The 22,340-nt window shown below is 65.5% G+C and carries 14 protein-coding genes; 6 read left to right on the top strand and 8 right to left on the bottom strand.

Annotation, left to right across the window (positions count from 1 at the left end):
- Complete coding sequence (locus tag RIA72_RS05800; RefSeq protein WP_350031375.1) at positions 1 to 651, bottom strand: TetR/AcrR family transcriptional regulator; 651 nt, start codon at positions 649 to 651, stop codon at positions 1 to 3.
- 131 nt (positions 652 to 782) lie between these two features.
- Between RIA72_RS05800 and RIA72_RS05795 the strand changes: the two genes are divergently transcribed.
- From RIA72_RS05795 to RIA72_RS05780, 4 genes are read left to right on the top strand one after another with little or no spacing between them, the layout of a single operon-like run.
- Positions 783 to 1,937, top strand: coding sequence for an efflux RND transporter periplasmic adaptor subunit (locus tag RIA72_RS05795; protein WP_350031374.1), 1,155 nt, complete (start codon positions 783 to 785; stop codon positions 1,935 to 1,937).
- Between the two features lie 6 nt (positions 1,938 to 1,943).
- Positions 1,944 to 5,108, top strand: coding sequence for a multidrug efflux RND transporter permease subunit (locus tag RIA72_RS05790; RefSeq protein ID WP_350031373.1), 3,165 nt, complete (start codon positions 1,944 to 1,946; stop codon positions 5,106 to 5,108).
- The gene (locus RIA72_RS05785) at positions 5,101 to 6,519 is read left to right on the top strand and encodes an efflux transporter outer membrane subunit (protein WP_350031372.1); all 1,419 of its coding nucleotides are present in this window, start codon (positions 5,101 to 5,103) and stop codon (positions 6,517 to 6,519) included. Before RIA72_RS05790 ends, RIA72_RS05785 begins: the two co-directional genes overlap by 8 nt.
- Positions 6,516 to 7,412, top strand: coding sequence for a DNA alkylation repair protein (locus RIA72_RS05780; RefSeq protein WP_350031371.1), 897 nt, complete (start codon positions 6,516 to 6,518; stop codon positions 7,410 to 7,412). Before RIA72_RS05785 ends, RIA72_RS05780 begins: the two co-directional genes overlap by 4 nt.
- A gap of 106 nt (positions 7,413 to 7,518) precedes the next feature.
- On the opposite strand, the gene RIA72_RS05775 is transcribed toward RIA72_RS05780, so the two are convergent.
- Genes RIA72_RS05775 through RIA72_RS05760 form a run of 4 tightly spaced genes read right to left on the bottom strand, consistent with a single transcriptional unit; the run spans position 7,519 to position 15,118 of the window.
- Complete coding sequence (locus RIA72_RS05775) at positions 7,519 to 9,588, bottom strand: transglycosylase domain-containing protein (RefSeq protein WP_350031370.1); 2,070 nt, start codon at positions 9,586 to 9,588, stop codon at positions 7,519 to 7,521.
- Positions 9,589 to 9,645: 57 nt separating this feature from the next.
- Positions 9,646 to 10,557: an SGNH/GDSL hydrolase family protein gene (locus tag RIA72_RS05770; RefSeq protein ID WP_350031369.1), complete on the bottom strand. Its 912-nt coding sequence runs from the start codon at positions 10,555 to 10,557 to the stop codon at positions 9,646 to 9,648.
- A gap of 56 nt (positions 10,558 to 10,613) precedes the next feature.
- Positions 10,614 to 13,742: a TonB-dependent receptor plug domain-containing protein gene (locus RIA72_RS05765; RefSeq protein ID WP_350031368.1), complete on the bottom strand. Its 3,129-nt coding sequence runs from the start codon at positions 13,740 to 13,742 to the stop codon at positions 10,614 to 10,616.
- A 35-nt stretch (positions 13,743 to 13,777) separates the two neighbouring features.
- Positions 13,778 to 15,118, bottom strand: a complete 1,341-nt coding sequence (locus RIA72_RS05760; protein WP_502957935.1) for a dicarboxylate/amino acid:cation symporter — start codon at positions 15,116 to 15,118, stop codon at positions 13,778 to 13,780.
- A gap of 218 nt (positions 15,119 to 15,336) precedes the next feature.
- On the opposite strand from RIA72_RS05760, the gene RIA72_RS05755 reads away from it, so the two are divergent.
- Together RIA72_RS05755 and RIA72_RS05750 are read left to right on the top strand one after the other, a co-directional pair.
- Positions 15,337 to 17,133, top strand: a complete 1,797-nt coding sequence (locus RIA72_RS05755) for a sensor histidine kinase (protein WP_350031367.1) — start codon at positions 15,337 to 15,339, stop codon at positions 17,131 to 17,133.
- Positions 17,130 to 18,467, top strand: a complete 1,338-nt coding sequence (locus RIA72_RS05750; RefSeq protein WP_350031366.1) for a sigma-54-dependent transcriptional regulator — start codon at positions 17,130 to 17,132, stop codon at positions 18,465 to 18,467. Before RIA72_RS05755 ends, RIA72_RS05750 begins: the two co-directional genes overlap by 4 nt.
- Before the next feature lie 3 nt (positions 18,468 to 18,470).
- Here the strand turns inward: RIA72_RS05750 and RIA72_RS05745 are convergent, their stop codons facing one another.
- From RIA72_RS05745 to RIA72_RS05735, 3 genes are read right to left on the bottom strand one after another with little or no spacing between them, the layout of a single operon-like run.
- Complete coding sequence (locus RIA72_RS05745; protein WP_350031365.1) at positions 18,471 to 19,649, bottom strand: dipeptidase; 1,179 nt, start codon at positions 19,647 to 19,649, stop codon at positions 18,471 to 18,473.
- Positions 19,646 to 21,217, bottom strand: coding sequence for a serine hydrolase (locus RIA72_RS05740; protein WP_350031364.1), 1,572 nt, complete (start codon positions 21,215 to 21,217; stop codon positions 19,646 to 19,648). The genes RIA72_RS05745 and RIA72_RS05740 overlap by 4 nt, the downstream gene beginning before the upstream one ends.
- On the bottom strand, positions 21,214 to 22,335 hold the full coding sequence (locus RIA72_RS05735; protein ID WP_350031363.1) for a YkvI family membrane protein: 1,122 nt from the start codon (positions 22,333 to 22,335) through the stop codon (positions 21,214 to 21,216). The genes RIA72_RS05740 and RIA72_RS05735 overlap by 4 nt, the downstream gene beginning before the upstream one ends.
- Positions 22,336 to 22,340: the final 5 nt, after the last annotated feature.

Raw genomic sequence — 22,340 nt, 5'->3', positions numbered from 1 at the left:
CTATGTCAATGACGCATCGCCAATCTTGAAATGCGAAATAAAGGGCCGCAGCCGCCAATCGATTTCGGCGCGGTCGGGCCACTCCTCCTCGATACCCGCCAGCGCATTGAGCATCGCATCGCCGAACACGATATTGAGGAACAATTTGGCCGCAGCCTCTGGATGGTCGATCGCCGCCTCGCCAGCCTCGGCCCAGCCGGTGAAAAGTTCGACCAGTTCGTCGATCGCGGGTAGATGAAGGTCGCGATAGATACGCACGGCAAAATCGCGGTCGCGGACGCTTTCGGACACGAGCATCCGCATGAGCGCGATCGCGCGCGGCGACTGCATCGCGTCGCTTTGCTGATAGGCGTAGTTTCGGAGGATACCGACGTGCGATGTTGCCGCCGTCGCCGCCGGTTCAAGCGGGCGGAATGCGGTTTCGTCGGACCATCGCGTCGCAATCGCGCGCAGGAGGCCCTGCTTGTTCCCGAACAGGTCATAAAGCGTCGCCAGCGAACCGCCCGAACGGCGGACGATGTCGGCAAGGCTGGTGCGATCATAGCCCTGTTCAAGAAACAGGGTCTCGGCGGCGTCGAGAATGGCGACGTGGCGCCGCTCGCGCGCGGATACTGTATCTATCTGAGATAAAGTCTTTTCCGGAATGTACAATTTGCAGTCCCTCTTCCCTTGCGCCTATCTGTTCCCTTGCGCCTATCTGTAATTTAGATTACACGCCGCGCTGGCGCAAGCTTTCGCCTATAAGAACATCCTGCACAACTGCGATTTTTTCGAGGATCCGTATGAGTCGCATCTCTCCTCTTGCCTGCGCCGCCGGCGCAGCGCTGACGCTCCTCCTGGCCGCCTGTTCGCCGGAGGCGCCGCCCGCGCCGCCGCCGCCCGAGGTCAATATTGTCACCGTCCGGTCGCAGCCGGTCCCCAATGTCATCGAGCTGCCCGGCCGCGTGCAGGCGTATCGGACGTCCGAGGTGCGCGCACGCGTCGATGGCATCGTCGAACGCCGCCTGTTCAATGAGGGCAGCTTTGTGCGCGCGGGAACCGCGCTGTTTCGCATCGATCCGCGTCAGCTGATCGCGAACGCCAACGCGGCGCGCGCGCAGCTGGCCCGCGCACAGGCGACCGCCGCGAACGCGCGCCAGGTCGTTGCACGCTATCAGCCGCTGCTCGCCGACCAGGCGATCGGCAAACAGGAATATGACGCCGCCGTTGCCGCGCAGCGCACCGCCGAGGCGGATGTGCAGGCGGCGCAGGCCAATCTGGAATCGGCGCGCCTCAATCTCGGTTATGCGTCGGTGACGGCGCCGATTTCGGGCCGCGCGCGCCGCGCCGAGGTTACGGAAGGCGCGCTGGTCAGCGCGGCGCAGGGCACGCTGCTCACGACGATCGAACAGATCGATCGCGTCTATGTCAATTTCGGCCAGTCGAGTTCCGACCTGCTGGCGAGCCGCCGTGAAATGGGATCGGGCAAGGTCAGCGTGCCCCAGCTCGAACGCGTCGAAGTCCAGTTGATCCTGGAAGACGGCACGGCCTATCCCGTGGTCGGCCACCTCGACTTCCTCGACCTGTCAATCGACGAGGCGACGGGAACGGCGGCGCTGCGTGCCGAGTTCCCCAATCCCAACGCCGCGCTGCTCCCCGGCCAGTTCGTGCGGGCCCGCATCTTTGCCGGCAACCGTTCGGACGGAATGCTGATCCCGCAACGCGCGGTCAAGCTCGCCGCCGATTCCGCCAGCGTGATGGTGCTCGACGCCAAAAATGTCGCGACGCCGCGGCCGGTGAAGCTCGGAACGATGGTTGCGGGTCAGTGGGCGGTCCTCGACGGGCTTAAGCCCGGTGACCGTGTAATCGTCGACGGGCTGCAAAAGGTCCAGCCAGGCCAGCCGGTGCGCGTGGCCCAGCCCAAGGGCACAGCCTCCACTCCCGACGCAAAGCGCTGATCCGGCATGACCCCCCGCTTCTTCATCGACCGGCCCATCTTCTCGTGGGTCATCGCCATCGGTATTCTGCTTGCCGGGATCATTGCGCTGCGCGGGCTTCCCGTGGAGCAATATCCGTCGGTCGCGCCGCCGTCGCTGACGATCGGCGTCACTTATCCGGGCGCCGACGCAAGCACACTCGAACAGAATGTCACGCAGGTCATCGAACAGGAACTGAACGGGGTCGAGGGCTTCCTCTACATGGCCTCGACCAGCGAGTCGAACGGTACCGCGTCGATCAACCTGACGTTCGAGGCGGGGACCGACATCGACAATGCGCAGATGGAGGTTCAGAACCGCCTGCGCCGGGTCGAGCAGCGGCTGCCCGAAGATGTGCGCCGCCAGGGCATTTCCGTGACCGAGGCCAATTCGGGCTTCCTCCTGATCGTCGCGATCACGTCGAAAAGCGGCAACACCGATCCGATGGAGGTCAACAACTTCGCGAATACGCGCGTGCTCGACGAACTGAGGCGCGTGAACGGCGTCGGCAATGTCCAGGCCTTTGCGCCCGAATATGCGATGCGCATCTGGCTCGATCCGCAAAAGCTCGCGTCCTACGGTCTCTCCGCCGCCGAGGCGCTGCGCGCGGTGCAGGAACAGAACAGCCAGACGCCGGGCGGCCAGCTGGGCGACCAGCCGATCGCCAAGGGCGCCGAACTCAACGCCGTCATCACGACGCAGGGCCGCTTCACCAAGCCCGAACAGTTTGAAAGCATCATCCTGCGCGCCAATCCCGACGGGTCGGCGGTGACGCTGGCCGATGTCGGCCGCGTCGAGCTGGGTGCCGCGAGCTATCTTTTCTCCTCCGAACTGAGCGGCAAACCGATGGCCGGCCTTGCCGTCCAGCTGACCCCCGGCGCCAATGCGCTGTCGACCGCCGCGGGCGTGCGGGCGCAGATGGCGGAGCTGGAAAAGGGATTCCCGCCCGACATCACCTGGTCGATCCCTTATGACACGACCCCCTTCGTCGAACTTTCGATCGAAGAGGTCGTGAAAACGCTGGTCGAGGCGATGGTGCTCGTCTTCCTCGTCATGTTCCTGTTCCTGCAGAACTGGCGCGCGACGGTCATTCCCACTGTCGTCGTGCCGATCGCGCTGGCGGGTGCGTGCCTGGGGCTCTGGGCGTTCGGTTTCTCGATCAACGTGCTGACTTTGTTCGGCATGGTGCTGGCGATCGGCATCCTCGTCGACGACGCCATCGTCGTGATCGAGAATGTCGAGCGCATCATGAATGAGGAACATCTGCCACCATATGAAGCGACGGTGAAGGCGATGGGGCAGATCACCAGCGCGATCATCGGTATCACGCTGGTGCTGATCGCCGTGTTCATCCCGATGGCGTTTTTCCCCGGATCGACCGGCGGCATCTATCGCCAGTTTTCGATGACGCTGGCGATCTCGATCGCCTTCTCGGCGCTGCTGGCGCTCACTCTCACCCCCGCGCTCTGCGCGACGATGCTGAAACCGCACGACCAGACGCAGCGTACGGGCCCCGTGGGCGTATTCTTCGACCGCTTCTTCACGCGCTTCAACGAATGGTTCGGACGCACGACCGACCGCTATCAGGGGCGCGTGGGCAAGATGCTCTCTGCCCCGCTGCGCTGGTTGGGCGTGTTCGTTGCGATGGTCGCCGTGACCGCGCTTCTCTTCTCGCGGTTGCCCGGTTCTTTTCTGCCGCAGGAAGACCAGGGCTATCTGATCACCGTCGTTCAGGCACCGCCTGGCGCAACGACGCAGCGCACCACCGAAGCGACGAAGCAGGTGAAGGCCTTTTTCGCCGAACAGCCGCAGGTCGAAAATATCGTGCTCGTCAACGGCTTCAGCTTTTTCGGGCAGGGCCAGTCGAACGCGATCATGTTCACGCCGCTCAAGCCCTGGGACGAGCGCAAGGGCGACGAGGACAGCGCCGACGCCATCGCGGGCAAGGCGATGGCAAGTTTCATGGGCATCAAGGAAGCGTTCGTCTTTTCGCTGAGCCCGCCATCGATTCCCGAACTGGGCACGTCGAGCGGCTTCACCTTCAAACTTCAGGATCGCGGCGCGAACGGGCGCGAGGCGCTGGTCGCCGCGCGCAACCAGATGCTTGGCGGCGCGATGCAAAGCAAGCTGCTGGCCAATGTCCGGCCCGAGGGGCAGGAAGACGCGCCGGTGCTGAAACTCGACATCGACCGCATTCAGGCGCGCGCGCTGGGCCTGTCGATCGGCGATGTCAACGCGACGCTCGCGATCAGCTTCGGCAGCGCCTATGCCAACGACTTCACGCGCGAGGGCCGCGTGCTGCGCGTGCTGCTGCAAGCCGATGCCGCCAGCCGCATGACGCCGCAGGATGTGCTCGACCTGCGCGTCCGCAGCGCGACGGGCGACATGGTCCCCTTCGGATCGTTCAGCAAGGCCGAATGGTCGGCCGAACCGCCGCAGCTGCAACGCTATAACGGCTATCCCGCGATGACGATTTCGGGCGAGCCCGCGCCGGGCCAATCGACCGGCGAAGCCATGGCGGAGATGGAGCGCCTGGCCGAGCAGTTGCCGCCCGGCTTCTCCTATGAATGGACCGGCATTTCTTATGAGGAAAAGCAATCGGCGGGACAGATCGGCATGTTGCTCGGCCTGTCGCTTGTCGTTGTCTTCCTGTTGCTCGCGGCGCTTTACGAAAGCTGGTCGGTGCCCGTTTCCGTCCTCCTGGTCGTGCCATTGGGCGTGCTCGGCGCCGTCCTTTTCTCGATGGCCCGCGGATTGTCGGCCGACATTTATTTCAACGTCGGCCTGATCACGATCATCGGACTTGCGGCCAAGAATGCGATCCTGATCGTCGAGTTCGCGATCGAGCAAGAGGCCGAAGGCAAATCGACGCTTGACGCAGTGATGGAGGCGGTGAAGCTGCGCCTGCGCCCGATCATCATGACAAGCCTGGCCTTCATTCTGGGCATGGTGCCGCTCGTCATCGCGAGCGGCGCGGGCGCCGCAAGCCGCATCGCGGTCGGGTCGGGCGTGATGGGCGGGATGATCGCCGCGACCCTGCTCGGCATCTTTTTCATCCCGCTCTTTTACCTGTCGGTGCGCAAGTGGCTCAGCCGCAAGCGTCCCCCCGCCCCCGCCGAGAAAGGCCATCATGAGGAACCCGGCCATGCGTAAGGCAATCCTGCTGCTCGCCGCGACGACGACGCTCGCCGGATGCGTCAACATGGCGCCTAACCACGAACGGCCGCCGCTGGCGACCGCCGCGGACTACCCCGCCGAGTTCGCGGGCGACGTAGCGCTCGGTCAGCGCGCGACCGATATTGCGTGGCACGATTTTTTCGCCGATCCCCGGCTCGAGGCGTTGATCGCGCAGGCCATCGAACGCAATCGCGACCTTGCCGTCGCGGTCGCGCAAATCGAGGAAGCGCGCGGCCTCTATCGCATCCAGGCGGCCGACCGCCTGCCGACCGTCGGCGCGAGTGCCGAGGCGACGCGAACGCGCGGCCCGTCGCTGACGGGCGTGGGGACCGACACCAACAATCGCTATTCGGTCGGCGTCGGCGTGACATCGTTCGAGCTCGATTTCTGGGGAAGGGTCAAAAACCTGTTCGAAGCGGCGCGCAGCCAATATCTTGCCACCGCGGCGGCCGAACGTGCCTTTCGGCTGGCGCTCGTGCGCGACGTCGCATCGACATATTTCGCGTCGCGCGGCGCCGAGGAACAGATCCAGCTTGCCGAAGCAACGGTGACGAGCCGCAAGGAAGGGCTGCGCATCGCCAAGCGCCGCCTTGACGCCGGCGTGACATCGGCGCTCGACTATCGCCAGTCGGAGACGCTGCTGACGCAGGCCGAAACCCAGCTCGCAAGCCTGAAACTCGGCAAGGCGCAGGCCGACAATTTCCTCGCCGTGCTGACCGGCGGGCCGGTGAGCGATCCCTTGCCCGCGCCGCTGCCGCTCGTCGCGCAGGCGGGTGCGCCCGCGCTGACGGCCGGGCTGCCATCGGACCTGCTCGTCGCACGGCCCGACATCGTCGCCGCCGAGGAAAGGCTGCGCGCCGCGCGCGCCAATGTCGGCGCAGCGCGCGCCGCCTTTTTTCCGTCGATTTCGCTTACCGGCAGCTTCGGCTTTGCGTCGGGCGCGCTCGACGATCTGTTCAGCGACGATGGCATGACGTGGAGCTTCGGGCCGTCGATCCGCCTGCCGATCTTCGACTTCGGCCGCAACAGGGGCAATCTGACCGTTGCCGAAGCGCGCGAGGACATGGCGGTCGCAACCTATGAACGAACCGTGCAGGGCGCATTCCGCGAGGTGGCCGATGCGCTCGCCGGACGGCGGTATCTGGCCGAACAGGTCAAGGCGCAGGAGCGCGGCACGCTCGCGACGCGGCAGATCGCCGACCTGGCGCGCAAGCGGTACCGCGAGGGCGTGTCGACCTATCTCGAAGTGCTCGACGCCGAACGCAATCTGTTCGCCGCGGAACAGACGCTGATCGAACTGCGCCGCGCGCAGGTCGACAATCTGGTGACGCTCTATGTCGCGCTGGGCGGCGGGCTGGTCGAGCGCGCAGGAGGCCCCGCACGGTGAGCGGCGAAACGCTGCTGCTCAAAAATCTGCTCGGGCCGGACGCGATCGCGACGATCGCCGATGCGGGCGCCGCCGCGGCGCCGCGTTTCGATCGGCCGATGGCGGCGCTCGCCGACCTGACGCGCTTCGGTTCGGCCGAGTTCGCGATCCGGCCTTTCCTTGCCGCCGACACCGAGCGCGCGCTCGCGATGATGCTTGGCTGGACCGCGAGTGACGACGAGCATGTGCGCCGCCTCGCCAGCGAAGGCGCGCGGCCGCGCCTGCCATGGGCGGCGCGCGTTCCCGCGCTGAAGGCCGATCCGACACGCTCGGCGCCGATCCTCGAGGCGCTGAAGGCCGACCCCGCGATCTATGTTCGCAAATCGGTCGCCAATCATCTCAACGATATAGCAAAGGACCGGCCGGGCTGGCTGGTAGAGCGCCTGGCGCATTGGCCGCAGGACGACGAACGCACCGCGTGGATCGTCCGCCACGCGCTGCGCACGCTGATCAAACAGGGCAACCCCACCGCGCTCGCACTGATCGGCGTCGGGCACGGGGCGGCGGTAGCGGTGCGTCGCTTTGCGGTCGAACCGGCCGCCGTTCGGCTTGGTCAGCGGGTCGTCATCGCGGCCGAACTGGCGTCGGAAACCGCCGACGACCAGCCGCTCGTGGTCGATTATCGCGTCCACTATGCCCGCCCCGGCGGCAAGAGCGCGCCCAAGGTGTTCAAGCTCAAGAGCTTTACTCTCGCTGGCGGCGATAGCGCTCATCTGTCGATTTCGCAGACGATCCGCGACTTCACAACGCGCCGCCATCATCCGGGGCGGCACCGTGTCGAGCTGATCGTCAACGGACAGACGATGGGCGAAGCGGCGTTCGATCTGATGGGCGACACTGGCGTTCAGGCCTGATCGACATCTTCCAGATCGTGATCCCGGCGTAGGCCGGGATCTCTACCTGCCATGTTGAAGCTCCGGCGAGATCCCGGCCTACGCCGGGATGACGGAAATGCTGGGATCAATTCCTGGATGGCGCCCCCGGATCGGGCGCGACCGGCTCCGGCGGGCGCTGATCGATCGGCACGCGAAGGTCGATCCGGCTGCCACCCACCTCGGTCGAAATCACCGCGGTGCCTTCCTCGATACCGATGCGCGTACGGTCGCCGATGGAGACATTGCCGACATCGGGGATGGCCGGGCTGTCCTGCGGCTCGACCGGTCCGGTCGGGTCGACCGGGCGCGGCCGCGGCGCCGCTTTCTGACCCGACGCCTGCGACATGAAATCGCGCCACATGCGCGCAGGCAGGCCGCCGCCCGAAATGCCGCGCAGCGGGCTGTTGTCGTCGTTGCCGATCCAGATGCCGACGACGAGGCCATTGGCATAGCCGACGAACAGCGCGTCGCGATTGTCCTGGCTCGTCCCCGTCTTGCCGAAATTGGGCTGCGGCAGCCGCGCCGCGCGGCCGGTGCCACGGTTGACCGCCGCGCGCAGCATCCTCTCCATATCCTTGTGCACGCGCGATCCGAAACGCGACGGCCCCCAGACCAGATTTTCGAGCCAGCCCTTTTCCTGTTCCTTGAACGCATGCGGTTCGACCGGGTAGCTGTTCGCCGCAACCGCAGCATAAGCGGCGGTGAGTTCGAGCAAGGTCATGCTGGATGTGCCGAGCGCGAGGCTGGGGTCGCCGTCCGCAAGCGGCGCGGTGACGCCCATATCGCGCGCCATATCGATGACCTTGCCGCTGCCGACCTTGCCGAACAGGCGCACCGCGGCGACATTGCTCGACGACGCAAAGGCGTCCTCCAAACTGATCTCGCGCGAATAGGCGTCGCCGGCGTTTTTGGGACGATAGGCGCCCGTTTCGATCGCCCTGTTGTCGATCATGTCACCCGGTTCCCACCCCGCGCGGAGCGCGGCGAGATAGACGAACAGTTTGAAAGTCGATCCGGGCTGGCGCCGCGCCTGCGTCGCGCGGTTGAAGGGCGAGGCGGCATAATCCTTGCCGCCGATCATCGCCACCACCTCGCCGTTCGGGCGCATCGCGACGAGCGCGACCTGCGCCTTGCCCAGCCCCGCGCGGCCGGTGACGCGCCGTGCGATCCCTTGCAATCGCGCGTCGAGCGTCGTCGCAATCGTCTGGCGCGAATAGCCGACGTCGCTGAGCTTGCGTGCCTCGGGCAAGGCCCAGTCGGCGAAATAGGTGCCGGTGGGCAGCGTTCCCCGCGTCCGCACGTCGATGCGCGGCGTGCGGATCGCGCGCGCCTCGCGCTCGGTCATCCGGCCCGTCGCGACCATCGCGTTCAGCACCAGCTTCATGCGCTTTTCGGCAAGCTCGGGGTTGCGCGTGGGAGCGAGACGCGACGGCGCCTGCACCAGCCCCGCGAGCATCGCCGCCTGCGCCGGGGTCAGATTTTCGGGCTGGCGATAGAAATAATGGAGCGAGGCGGCGCGCAGCCCATAGGTGTTGTCGCCGAAATAGGCGTTCGACAGATAGCGTTCGAGAATCTCGTCCTTCGTCAACCACGCCTCCAGCCAGAAGGCGATCAGCGCCTCGCGCGCCTTGCGGCCAAGGGTGCGTTTCGGCGTCAGGAAGGTGAATTTGGCGAGCTGCTGCGTGATCGTGCTGCCGCCCTGCGTCGGCCCGCCGGTCAGGTTGCTCCACACCGCGCGCGCGATGCTGCGCGGGTCGATGCCCCAGTGCGAATAGAAGCGCCGGTCCTCTATCGCGAGGAACGCGCCGGTGACATGGCCAGGCAGCTCGCGCGCCTTGACCGGCCGGTCGACGATCGCCCCCGATCGCGCGATCGGCGTACCGTCGGACGCGAGCAAGGTAATCTGCGGTGGCGCGATCGGTTCGAGCGACTTCGACAGCGGCGCGGTGAGCGCAAGCCAGCCGACGAGCAGGATGAAAATCACGCACAGAACCGCAAAGCCGCGCGCGATGCGCCGCAGCCACTTGCGCCGCCGCGATTCGGGAAGCGGCGCCGTCGGCGGCCGCGGCGATGACGACGGAACGTCGGCGAACGGCCCACCCGGCGTCATCGCGAGGGTGGGGTCGGCGCCTTCGGGTTTGCGGAACCAAGTCATGCGTGGGGCCGTATTACAGCCCCAACACAGCATAGGCAAATGGCTTGTCGCGCCGCCTCAGCCGCCCGCGCTGCGCAGCGTATCGCGCGCGACGCGCTGAAGCGCCGCGGCCTGCGCATTGGAGAGGCCGAGTTCGTCGGCGCCCTTCTCGTCCGGTCCAAGCGTCGTCGGATCGCGGCCAGTGACCGCGCCGAATGTCACCAGCGCCGAGAGATAATAGCCCGCGACGCTCGCATGATAATGATCATAGGCCCAGAGATCGAGCAGGCCATAGCCGATGCCGTCATAGGGGTTGGGATCGGCAACCCCCTCCGCCATCGCGCGGTTCCACGCCTGCCCGACCGGCAGAATCCCGGTCACCGCGCTGTTGGCGGCACGCACCTGATTTGCGGCGGCGCGCAGATCCTCCGCCATCGCCGTCACCGGCTTGCCATACCAATGCCCCTTCGGCGTGTAGGTCTGGTCGGCGCGCGTCCAGCTCGCCATCAGGCGGATGTCGACTGCGGGGTTGCGCGCCTTGAACAGCCGGGTCAGCCGGTCGACATCGCGGCGATAGTTGCCGGGATCGCCGGGCCGGTCGCGGTCGAGCGTGCTGAATTCCTGGAGCACGACGACGTCCCACGCGCGGTCGAAACGCTGGCGCCGTTCGTCGTAATGAAAGCCCAATGACTTGCCGCCCTGCGTCTCCAGGCTGACCCGATAGTCGAGCCCCGCCTGCTCGGTGAACAGCTTGAACAGCGCGGGCACGCCGCCATAACCCGCCTCGTTAAGATCAGTGACCGACCCCGCGCGCCAGTTGCGCGCCGCCGAATGCGCACCCTGCGTAAAGCTGTTACCGATAAACAGGATCGTTCGCGGCGCAGCCTGGGGCTCGTCCTGTACCGCCGCGGCGTCGCCATGCGGGGCGGCGCTGGCGACCGCGTGGCCGGGCGCGCACCCCGCCAGCGCGAGCAACACGCCGCCCCACATGGCCTTCAGGGGTCCCGTGGATCGAAGCCCCGAAGCGGTTTCATTCCCATATCGCATCAAAAGCTGCCCCGAAGCTGCACATAGAACTCCCGCGGTTTAACCGAATGATATTCGGGGTAATAGCCATAGCTTTCGTCGACCAGCGGCGGCGCGCTGTCGAAGACATTGTTGACGCCAAGGCGCAGCCGCACGTCGCGCCGCTGGCCGAGGCGGAAACGATATTCGCCATAGAGGTTGACGCGCCAATCCTCCTTGACCTTCCAATAGACGGTCTCGCCATCGACGGTGATGTCGGCGCTGGTGTCGATCATGTCGGAGACATAGCGCACCGACCCGCCCATGCTGAAATCGTCGAGCCGCCAGCCGAAGGTTGCAGTGCCGCGCCAGCGCGGATTGCCGTCGAGCTTGACGCGGTCGACCTGCAATTCCGCAAAGTCACCGGCGAAAGCGGGATTCTGGGCGAGCGCCGCTAGCAGGTCGTTGCGCACGACGTCGAGCTTGTTGAGGTAGGTCGCCTCCACCCCGAAGCGAAAGGTGCCCGCCGATCCCGCGTCGATGCTGGTCGACAGGCCGAAATCGAAACCGTCGGCAACCTGGCTGTCAAGGTTGATATAGGGATCGACGATGAACTGGACCTGCCCCGCCGCCTGGCGCGGCGCATCCGGATTGGCGGCGTTATAGGCGTCGAAGGCAGCCTGGTCGGCGGCCGTTACGGGCGCGCGGACGACGTTGGGATTGCTCGATCCCTGCTGGCGCAGCAGGAAGTCAAGCGCGAGCGCTTCCTGGTCGCCAAAGGCGCCGATCACGCCCGACTGTTCGAAACGCCAATAATCGATATTGATCGCAAAACGCCGGAAGATGTTGCTTTCAAACGCCTTGGTCAGATCGAGCGTCGCGCCCACGACAAAGGTTTCGGTATCCTCGTTCTTGAGGTCGGGGTTCGACTGGCGGACCGAGGCGAGATAGGCATCGCCGGTCGATACCGGATCGCCCGTTACGTCGCGGCGATAATAATCCTCCGTGCCCAGGTTGAGCCGCGAGATGTCGCCGCGGTTGAGCTGGACAAGGTTGGGAACGCGAAAGCCTTGCGAATAGGCGGCGCGCAGGTTGAACGCCTCGACCGGGAACCACGACAGCGCGATCTTGGGCTTTACCGCCCCGTCCTTGATGTCGTTGAAATATTCGCCGCGCACGGCGAGTTGCAGCGTCAGGTCGTTGATGAACGTCCCCTCGCCGCGATGCACGGGGATCAGCGCTTCGCCAAAGGCGGAAAAGACATCGCGGCCCGCGCTCGAATCGCGCGTCGGGCTGACCCCCACCACGTCGGATACGCCGGAGACGTTCGATTCATCGAAAATGATCGTCCCGTCGAGCCGCGGGTCGCGATCTTCCTCATAATAATCGTGCCGCCACTCGGCGCCGAAAGCGAGTCCGGCGGGGCCGTCGATCAGGTCGAAGGCATCGCTGTTCGATATGCGGAAATCGGCGGTCATCAATTCGGTCGTGCCGACATTGGTGTTGGAAATCCGCACCCGGTCCCATTGTTCCTGCGTGTTGGCATTGGGGCCGCCGAAGGGGTTGATCGCGTCGGGGGTCGATTTGGCAAGCTCGGCCGCGAGCAGCGCTTTCGATAGGCGATTGCTTTCGGTGTCTTCGGTGCGATTGCCGCTCATCGCCACCGCGCCTTCCCAGTCCCAATTGCCGAACTGGCCGCGCAGCCCGGCGAGCAGCCGATAGGTTTCGGTTTGCGTGTCGATGAAGCGCGGGCCAAGGTCGGTCGGCCGCCAGTTGACGAGCAGTATGTCGCGCCCCTCGGCGGGGACGTCGCCGCTGTTGAGGCCGGGCAAACGGTTGGGGCTGCCGACCGCGCCAAAGGGGTTCCAGTAATTGCTCGCCGGGACGATCAGGAAAGCGAGCCCGCTGTCGACGGGCTGCGCCGCACGGTTCGAGCTGGTCGTGGCGCGGTAATAGAGCGCCTCGGCAAAAAGTTCGACGCCGCCCTCCAACTCATGCTCCAGATTGGCATAGGCGTTGTAGCGTTTCGCCGACGAAATCAGCTGACGCCCCTTTGCCGTTACCGGATCGTTCGTGATGTTGACGCCCTCGTTCAGCGAATTGTTCGGCTGGTTCGCCCCGAAATCATAGCGCAGCGCGGTATCGAGCGAGCCGTCGTCGAGCCCCATGCAGCCTTCGCTGCCCGTGCCGAGTTCGGCGCGGGTGCCGGGGAAGCCGCACGGCTGGATATGAAATACGCCGCTCGTGCTGGTCAGCGCCGTCGAGCCCTGGCGCACGCGCTGCCCGACGAACACACCGTCGGCATTGACCGACCCGACCTGAAACTGCCCGAAAGGCGACGAGGTCGAGGTGTTGCGAAAGTCGGTCGTTTCGGTCGCAAAGGGCGAGTCGCCGAGGAGAGCACGTTTGTCGACCGAGTTGAATTGCGGGCCAAGCTCGCTGGAGAACAGGCCATTGCGGTCATAATAGCTGCCCGAGACCATCAGGCGCGTGCGCCCCTTGTTGAACTCGACGCCGAAGCCGCCGTCGATGCTGATCTCGTCGGACTTGGTCCCTTCCAGCTTGCTATATTCGAAGTTGAGCACATTGCGGTTGAAGTCGGCGTCGAGGATCGTGTTCACCACCCCCGCGGTCGCGTCCGATCCGTAGAGCGCCGACGCACCGTCGCGCAGCACCTCGACCCGGTCGATGCCCGTCGCTGGAAAGGCGTTGACGTTGACGATCTGGCGCGGGGTCGACCCGATGTCCTGGTTCGCGGCGTGCGCCGCAATGCGGCGGCCGTTGAGCAGGATCAGCGTATTGCCGGTGCCAAGGCCGCGAAGGTTGACCGTCGCGACATCGCCGCGCGCATCGTTCGGCCCGTCGGCGGCGCCGTTGATCTCCGCCGAGCCCGCCTGCGCGATATATTCCATGATCTCGCCGGTCGAACTGGCGCCGAAGCTGTCGATCTCTTCCTTGCCGAGCGTCGTCACCGCGATCGCGCCGCTGTCCGATGCGCCCTTGATGTTCGAACCGGTCACGACGATCTCCTCGTCGGTCGCGGTCTGGGTGCTTTCACCCTGCGGCGCGGTTTCCTGCGCCTGCACTAATGTCGCGGTCATTCCGGCCGCGACGATCATCGCGATACGACTGCTCTGGCGTACCCAGCGGCTTTGTTTCGTCTTGATCATATCATCCCCCATCTTTCCCTTGTTTGTTCGTCCGGTCAGTCGGTGTCGGTCTCGATCGGCTGCGCAGCGAGCGGCGCGGGCTCGCCGGCGAGCGCGCGGACGAGCGCCGCGCGATCGAGCCCGTTTTCCCAACCCGCGACGACGATCGCCGCGAGGGCATTGCCGATGAAATTTGTGAGCGCGCGGCACTCGCTCATAAAGCGGTCGATGCCGAGGATCAGCGCGAGCCCCGCGACGGGAACCGAGGGCACGATCGACAGCGTCGCGGCCAGCGTGATGAAGCCGGCACCCGTTACCCCCGCCGCGCCTTTCGAACTCACCATCGCGACGAGCAGCAGCGCAATCTGGTCGCCGAGGCTGAGGTCGACGCCGACCGCCTGCGCGATGAACAGCGCGGCAAGCGTCATATAGATGTTGGTGCCGTCGAGGTTGAAGCTGTAGCCGGTCGGTACGACGAGGCCGACAATCGGCTTGGCGCAGCCCGCCTTTTCGAGCTTTTCGATGAGGCTCGGCAGCGCTGCCTCGGACGAAGAGGTGCCGAGCACGAGCAGCAATTCGGCCTTGAGATAGGCGATCAGCCGAAAGATCGAAAAGCCCGAGAAGCGCGCGACGGCGCCGAGGATCACGATGACGAAAAAGAGCGAGGTCAGATAGAAGGTCGCGATCAACAGGCCAAGGTTGGCGAGCGAGTCGACGCCATATTTACCGATGGTAAAGGCCATCGCACCGAACGCCCCGATCGGCGCGAACTTCATCAGCATCCCGACAAGGCCGAAGAATACGGTCGAGACCTTTTCGAGCAAGCCCAGTACCTGCCGCCCCGGTTCACCCGCGTGCGACAGCGCAAGGCCGAAGAGGATCGCGACGAACAGCGCCTGCAGGATCGATCCTTCGGTCAGCGCCGAGACAAAGGTGACGGGAATGATGTCGAGCAGGAAGGCGGTCAGCGTCGCCTCATGTGCTTTCGCCTGATATTGCGCCACCGCGCCCGCATCGAGCGTCGCGGGATCGATGTTCATCCCCGCGCCCGGCTGCACCACATTGGCGACCACAAGCCCGACGATCAGCGCGAGCGTCGAGAAGAAGAGGAAATAGGCAAAGGTCTTGCCGACGACGCGGCCGAGCGTTTTCGTCTCACCGCCGATCGAGGCGATACCGGTGGCGACGGTCAGGAAGATGACCGGCGCGATGATCATCTTCACCAGCTTGATGAAACCGTCGCCGAGCGGTTTGAGTTCGGTGCCGACCGCTGGCCAGAAATGGCCGAGCAGCACGCCGGCGACGATGGCTGCGAGGACCTGCACATATAGATGCGACCACCAGACGCGGCGCCGCGCGGGCATCGGTGCTGCCATCGCATTGACATTGGCTGCCACCAGCCTCTCCCCTTTGTTGTGCGCCTTGTGGCGCGACTTGCGACCGTTCGCCGCCTTTGGGCGAGTTTAGGGAGCCGGGAAACCGGGCGTCAAACCGGCAACAAACATCATTCAATATATTGTAATTATTATGTTAATTAAGAAATCACGTCGATAGGGCCATCCAGAATGTGTGAAATTCCGCATATCATTTCCGAGATATGTGCAATAATCCACACATGCCCGAGTCGCTGGAGTCGCCCGTCACCTCGTCCGCTACCGGCCGCCGCCGGTTGCTGATTGCGGTCGCAACCGGGCTGGCGATCCTGCTTCTCGCGGGATTCGGCCTCACGCGGTGGGCCGCCGATCGCGCCGGGACGCAAACCGCCGTCGAGGCGCGGCAGAACGCCCGCGCCCATACCAGCCTGCTCGAAAGCGAATTGCAGAAGTTCCGCCTGCTGCCCCGCGTGCTCACCGAATTTCCCGACGTGCGCGAGGCGCTTGCCGACAAGAGCGACGCCGCGTCGCGCCGCCTCGACCGCGAACTCGAACAGCTGGCGGCGCGCACCGATGCGGCCGTGATCTATGTGCTCGACGCCGAAGGGACGACCATCGCGGCGAGCAACTGGCAGTCGCCCACCAGCTTTGTCGGCCAGAATTATCGCTTCCGCCCCTATTTTAAGGATGCGATGCAGCGCGGCGACGCCGAATTGTTCGCGCTGGGCACGGTGAGCGGACGCCCCGGCCTTTACCTCGCGCGGCGCGTCAATACGGGCGGCCGCGCGCTGGGCGTCATCGTGCTGAAGGTCGAGTTCGATAAGCTCGAAACGCACTGGGCCGATTCGGCTGCGACAACGCTCGTCACCGATGGCGCGGGCATCGTCGTGATGAGCAGCGCGCCGCGCTGGCGCTTCCGGTCTTTCGGCACGTTGTCGCCGAGCGAGCGCCGGCGGCTGCGCGCGACGCGCAGCTACGGCGACGCGCCACTCGATCCGCTTCCCCTGAACCGCACCGGCGACCTGTCCCGTGCCCGCGACCGATCCTATTTTGAGGTGGCGGAACGCGTGTCGTTGCCCGGCAGCACACTGCGCCTGCTCCAGCCCGCCGAGCCTGCACGCGCGAGCGCCGATGCCACCGCGCGCGTGATATTCCTGGTCCTCCTCATCCTTGTCGGCGCGGCGATCGTGACCCTGCTCCGCCTTGTCGAGCGGCAGGCGCTTCGGCAGGCAGCGCATGAGGCGCTTGAACGCGAGGTAGCCGCGCGCACGCGCGACCTCAGCGATGCGAACGACGAACTGCGGCAAGCGTCCGAGCGGCAAGCCGAAACCGACCGGCGCTATCGCGCCGCGCGCGAGGAACTGGCGCAGGCCAGCCGCCTCGGCTCCATCGGACAGATCACCGCGGGGGTGGCGCACGAAATCAACCAACCCATCGCCGCGATCCGCAGTTTCGCCGAAAACGCCCTCGCCTATCTGCACCGTGCGGAAGACGAAAAAGCGCGCGCCAATCTGGGCCATATCGTCGCGCTGACTGCACGCGTCGGCGCGATCACCGGCGAGCTGCGCAATTTTGCACGCCGCGTGCCCGCACCGTTGGGGCCCGTAACCCTGCAATCGGCCATCGATGGCACGTTGCTGCTGATCGGCGATCGCCTGCGCGCGCAGGGTATCGCGCTCGAAGTCGAGCTGGAAAACCCTGTCGCGAGCGTCCACGCCGACCGCGTCCGGCTGGAACAGGTCCTCGTCAACCTGTTGCAAAATGCCGCCGATGCGATGCGCGATATGGGCGACGCGCGGATCATCTTGACCACGTATGGCAGCGACCCGGTGATCGTTGAGATTTGCGATAACGGCCCCGGCGTCCCTGCCGACATCACGCCACAACTATTCACCCCTTTCGTCACTGGACGGCCCGACGGCCTTGGGCTGGGGCTGGCGATTGCCAGCGACATTGTGAAGGGATTCGGCGGCACAGTTTCACTCATCCCCTCGCCGCTCGGCGGCGCGGGGTTCCGCGTGACGCTGAGGTCCGCATGAGTTTCTTCACCACCGAGCAGACAGTCCTTTTCGTCGACGACGATGCCGCGCTGCGCGAAGCCAATGCGCAGACGCTCGACCTTGCAGGTCTGGCGGTCGAAAGCTTTGCCGACGCGCAGAGCGTCTTGCCGCGCATCGCCGCCGATTTCGCCGGGATCGTCGTCACCGATATAAGGATGCCCGGCATGGACGGGCTGGAACTGCGCGCCGCGATCCACGCGATCGACCCCGACATCCCTGTCGTGCTGATAACCGGCCACGCCGATGTGACGATGGCGGTACGCGCGCTGCACGACGGGGCGTTCGATTTCCTTGCCAAGCCCTTTGCGGCCGATCATCTGGTCGGCGTGGTCCGGCGCGCGCTGTCGCACCGCGCGCTGATCCTCGACAACCGGCGCCTGACCGCCGCAGCCGCAGCAATCGACAGTCCGCTCATCGGCGAAAGCCCGGCAATGGTCCGACTGCGCGAGACGATCACGCAGCTCGCGCAGGCCGACATCGACGTGCTGATCGAGGGCGAGACGGGAACGGGGAAGGAACTGGTCGCGCATATGCTGCACCGCCAGAGCCGACGAAGCGCAGCGTCGCTCGTCGCGGTCAATTGCGCCGCTCTGCCGCACGACCTCGCCGAAGCCGAACTGTTCGGCAGCGACCTCACCGATCGCACAACGGGCAAGCTGGGGCAGGCGGGACGCATCCGCAGCGCGCATCGCGGCACCTTGTTCCTCGACGAAATCGACACGATGCACCCGGCGGTACAGGCGAAGCTGCTGCGCGTGATCGAGGAGCGCGAGGTGCAGCCCCTGGGCGCCAGCGCGCCCGAACCCGTCGACCTGCGCGTCGTCGCGGCGACCAAGACCGACCTGATGGACGCGGTGCGCGGCGGCGATTTCCGCGAAGATCTCTATTACCGGCTGCACGTCGTCAAGCTCCGCATCCCGCCGCTGCGCGAACGCCGCTCCGACATTCCGCAAACCTTTGCCTATTTCCTCGACGAAGCGACGTCGAAAATGGGGCTGGCCGGGTTCCAGATCGACGACGCCACGCGCCGGCACCTGGTCGAACATGATTGGCCGGGTAACGTCCGCGAGCTCAAGAATTTCGCCTATAGCGTCGTGCTCGACCTGCCGTCCGATCCCGCGCGCGCGGCGATGCCGACGGGCGCCCCGCTTGCCGAACGGCTGCGCCGCTTCGAGATGGCGATCATCGAGGACACGCTCGCCCACACCCGCGGCCATATCGCCGAAACGATGGCGCAGCTCGGCGTGCCGCGAAAGACGCTGTACGACAAGATGGCGAAGCTGGGGATCGACCCCAAACGGTTTCGGGGCTGAGCGTTACTTGCCTTGCGCCGCGAGGATGCGCAGGACATTTCCGCTCCACATCTTTTCGATTTCGGCGTCCGAATAACCCGCCTCCTTCAGCCGTGCCGTGACCTTGGGCAGTGCGGTGATGTCCTCGATGCCTTTGAGGCCGCCCCCGCCGTCCCAGTCGGCGCCGAAGCAGATATGATCGGGACCGGCGACCTCGATCGCACGTAGCACCATCCTCATATAATCATCGAAATCGGCGGCCCATAAGGACTCGCTCTTGTCGAGCTCGCGCCATCTCCGGTTCAGTTCGGCCTGCTCGGCCGCCGTCATTGTACCGATCCGTTCATATTGCCCGAACAATTCGGCGCGCGCCGGGGTCATGTTCATGTCGGACATGAAGATCGTCGAAATGCACATCGCTCCACCCTTGGCGGCCAGCGCCTTCAGCCGCGCTTCATCGAGGTTGCGCGGGTGAGCATGCGCCGAACGCAGGCTGGAGTGCGACAGGATGATCGGATATTTCGAAAGCGCGAGCATCTGGTCGAACGCCGCGTCGGACGAATGGCTCGCGTCAATGACGATGCCCAGCCGGTTCATCTCGGCCACCCATTGCTTGCCCAGCGGGCTCAGCCCCTTCCAGCGCGCCTCGCCCGTCGCGCTGTCGGCGAACTGGTTGGTCCGCGAATGCACCGGGCCCGCCATGCGCAGGCCCGTGTCGTAAAACTCCGCGAGCAGCGTCAGGTCTTCGCCGAGCGGATAGCTGTTCTCCATCGACTTGAAGGCGATCAGCTTGCCCTCCCGCGTCAGCCGCCCGGCATCCGCGGCGGTGCGCGCGGGGGCGATCGCGTCGGAATAGCGGGCGAGCGTGCGGTCGATCAGGTCCGACCGTCGCCGCGCAAAGGCAAGCGCGTCGGCATAACCCTTGGCCGTCAAGGGTCCCTGTTCGGTATAGATGACAAAGAAACCGCCATCGAGGTGGCCGTCCTTCATCCGCGGAATATCGAGCTGCACCATATCGTCGGTGAGGGTGTGGCGGTCGGCAAAGCTCCACTCCGCGCGCTCGAAATGGAGCGGGGTATCGAGGTGGGTGTCGAGCACGAGCATCCGGCCGTGCAGTGGAGGCTCCGGCGCCTTCGGCTCATCCCCGCCGGTCGAGCAGGCGGCAAGCGACGTCGCGGTCAACAGGAGTGCCAGTTGTTTCACTTCTTGTCCTCCACGGGCTTCAGGTCGAGGTCGTGATAATCCCAGCTGAAATCGGCGATCTTGCTCACCGCTTTCATTGTCACCCCCGTCACCTTCCCGTCGGCGTCGAGGGCAAAGGTAACATAGGCGGGCTCGATCGCCGGATCGTCGAACCGGGTGACGAAGCTGTCATATTGCCAATGGTCGAGCCGCCCCGCCATCCGGGGCGTCGAGGTAAAGTCGATGGTCAACCCTTTCTTGTCCGACCCGACCACGACATCGCCATACCAGGGATCGCGGAAACGCCCGGCATAGCGCGCCAGCGAAAGCGAGGGACCGCTTTTCGCTGGCGACGCTTTCGCTTGCTCGAGAAAGGCTTTGCCCCCGGCGAGCCGCGACTGATACCAATTTTCCCATTTCTCGATCCACCCATGATCGCCCTGATCCAGATAGTGATCGAGCAGCCGATAGGTCAGGCCGAGGAGCATTCCGCTGTCCTCGCTGTTCATCATGATCGCGAAACCGACTTTCCGATCGGGGATCAGCACGACGCGCGTGATCGAGCCGAACACGCCGCCGCCATGCTGGATGATGCGGTGGCCGCGATAATCCTGCACCTGCCAGCCGAGCGCATAGGCCTGTTGCGTCGGCTGCGCGGGCTTCAACGCATCGGGCAGCGGTGTGATCGGTATCGGCGTGACCGGCGCCCACATTTCCATCGCCTGCTTTTCGCTGAACAGCCGCTTGCCGTCGGGCAACGCGCCGCGCGCAAGCTGGATTCGAAGCCATGCCGCCATATCGTCGGCGCTCAGCGCGAGACCGCCCGCGGGCGCGCCGTTGCGGCCGAGCTCATCGCGTTCGTCGAGCACCTGCTGCGGCCCCAGGCCGCGCAAGGGGCCGGATAGGCGCGCGTGCGGCCAGCTGCGGTTCGGCGTCGCAAAGCGCTCGGCGCTATCGCTGGTCGCATTTTTCATGCCGCCCGCGCGAAGGATGCGCGCGCGGATGAAATCCTCCCATGTCTGGCCCGTAACCTCCTCGATCAGCTGGCCGGCGACGGCGTAAAGGATGTTGTCATAGGCATAGGCCGAACGGAAGCTCGTCTTCGGCTTCAAATAGGCGACGCGCTCGACCGTCTGCTTGCGTGTCAGATGCGTGCGCGGCACGAACATCAGGTCCCCCTGCCCCAGCCCCAGCCCGCTGCGGTGGACGAGCAGGTCACGGATCGTGATCTCGCGCGTGACCCACGGGTCGTACATGCGGAACCACGGCATATGCTGGATGACCGGATCGTCCCAGCCGATCCTGCCTTCGTCGACCAGCACCGCGAGCGCCGCCGCCGTCATCGCCTTGCCCGTCGAGCCGGTCTGGAAAATCGTCTCGGCATCGACCGGCGCGCGTTCGCCGAGCTTGCGCACGCCCCAGCCGCGCGACAGCGTCGTCCGGCCATCCTCGACAATCGCGATCGAGACGCCTGCGGCGCCGACTTTCTGGCGGAGCGCCTCGACGCTTTCACCGATGTCGGCAGGCGGGTCGGCCCACGCAGGCATGGCGAGCGATACGAGGAGGCAGAGGGCGAGCAGGCGTTTCATGGCAAAGCCTCCATTGGGCGAGCGGGTTCGGGGCGCAGCAGGCGCCACGTGCCGACGGTAAGGAGCGGCAGCACGAAAACGGCGAGGAACAGCCACGCGAGGAAGCGGTACCCGCTGGCGATCAGGTCGACGAGACCGATGCGTGCCGCGGCGAACATGCAGCCGACGAGGACGAGCGAGCCGATCGCGGCGCGCGCACCGGCGCCGAGCGGGAGCCGGCCGCGTGCCTCGACAACGCCCGACACGCGCTCGTTGATCGCGTGAACCGCACCGACGCCGCTTTCGAGGAGCGCGGCAAAGATCATCAGCTGGAACAGGAGGTGAAAGCCGGGCACCGCCATCTGGCGGAGCAGGAAATCGGAGGGCAGCGTCGCGCTGCCGATCGCGGGATAGAAGGCCGTCATGGCGACGAAGAAGAGGACCGCGGGCAGCATCGTCAGCGGCCCGGCGATCAGCCCCGCCACCACCGCGTCGCGCTGGCTGGTCAGATGGCGCAGCACAGGCAGGATGATTACCGCGCCGACGATGTTATAGCTGGCATAGGTGACGCCGCCTGCCACCCAATCGCCCGACGGCGGCGGGGCTTTCGCAAAACCGTCGGCGATCAAGTCACCGAAGCTCGCGAACGCAAAGACGATGAACAAGACATAGACCGCATAGATCAACAGCGAGGCATATTGGAACAATCGCTCGACGATAGCGGTGCCGAAGGCGGTAAAGGCGAGGATGCCGAGCGCCAGCAGCGCCGATCCCGCGAGTTCGGGCCAGCCGAAGGTCGCGGCGCCGATCGCCCCCGCGGCCGCGCCGAAGACCGCAAGGATCAGCACGACGAAGATGAGATAGGCCAGTTCGAACAGGATCCACGCCGGGCCGAGCAGCCCTTCGAAAAAAGCGCGGTAATCATAGGCTCCAAGCTTGCGCGCGAGTGCGAAGGTCAACGCCGCGACGATGCTCCAGATCGACGTCGCAAGCAGCATCGCGGCAAGTCCGCCCCACGGCCCTGACGGCACGAAATATTCGGCAAGCTCGCGGCCGGTGGCATAGCCGCCGCCGATGATGACCGCCTTCAGCGCGAAACCGGGCAGCAGGAAACGCTGGAACCAATTGGAACCCCGCATCCTGC

Source organism: Sphingopyxis sp. (genome assembly GCF_040216815.1).
Lineage (GTDB): Bacteria > Pseudomonadota > Alphaproteobacteria > Sphingomonadales > Sphingomonadaceae > Sphingopyxis.
Note: the sequence above shows the minus strand (reverse complement) of the source record. Positions and strands in the feature narration are given on the sequence as shown.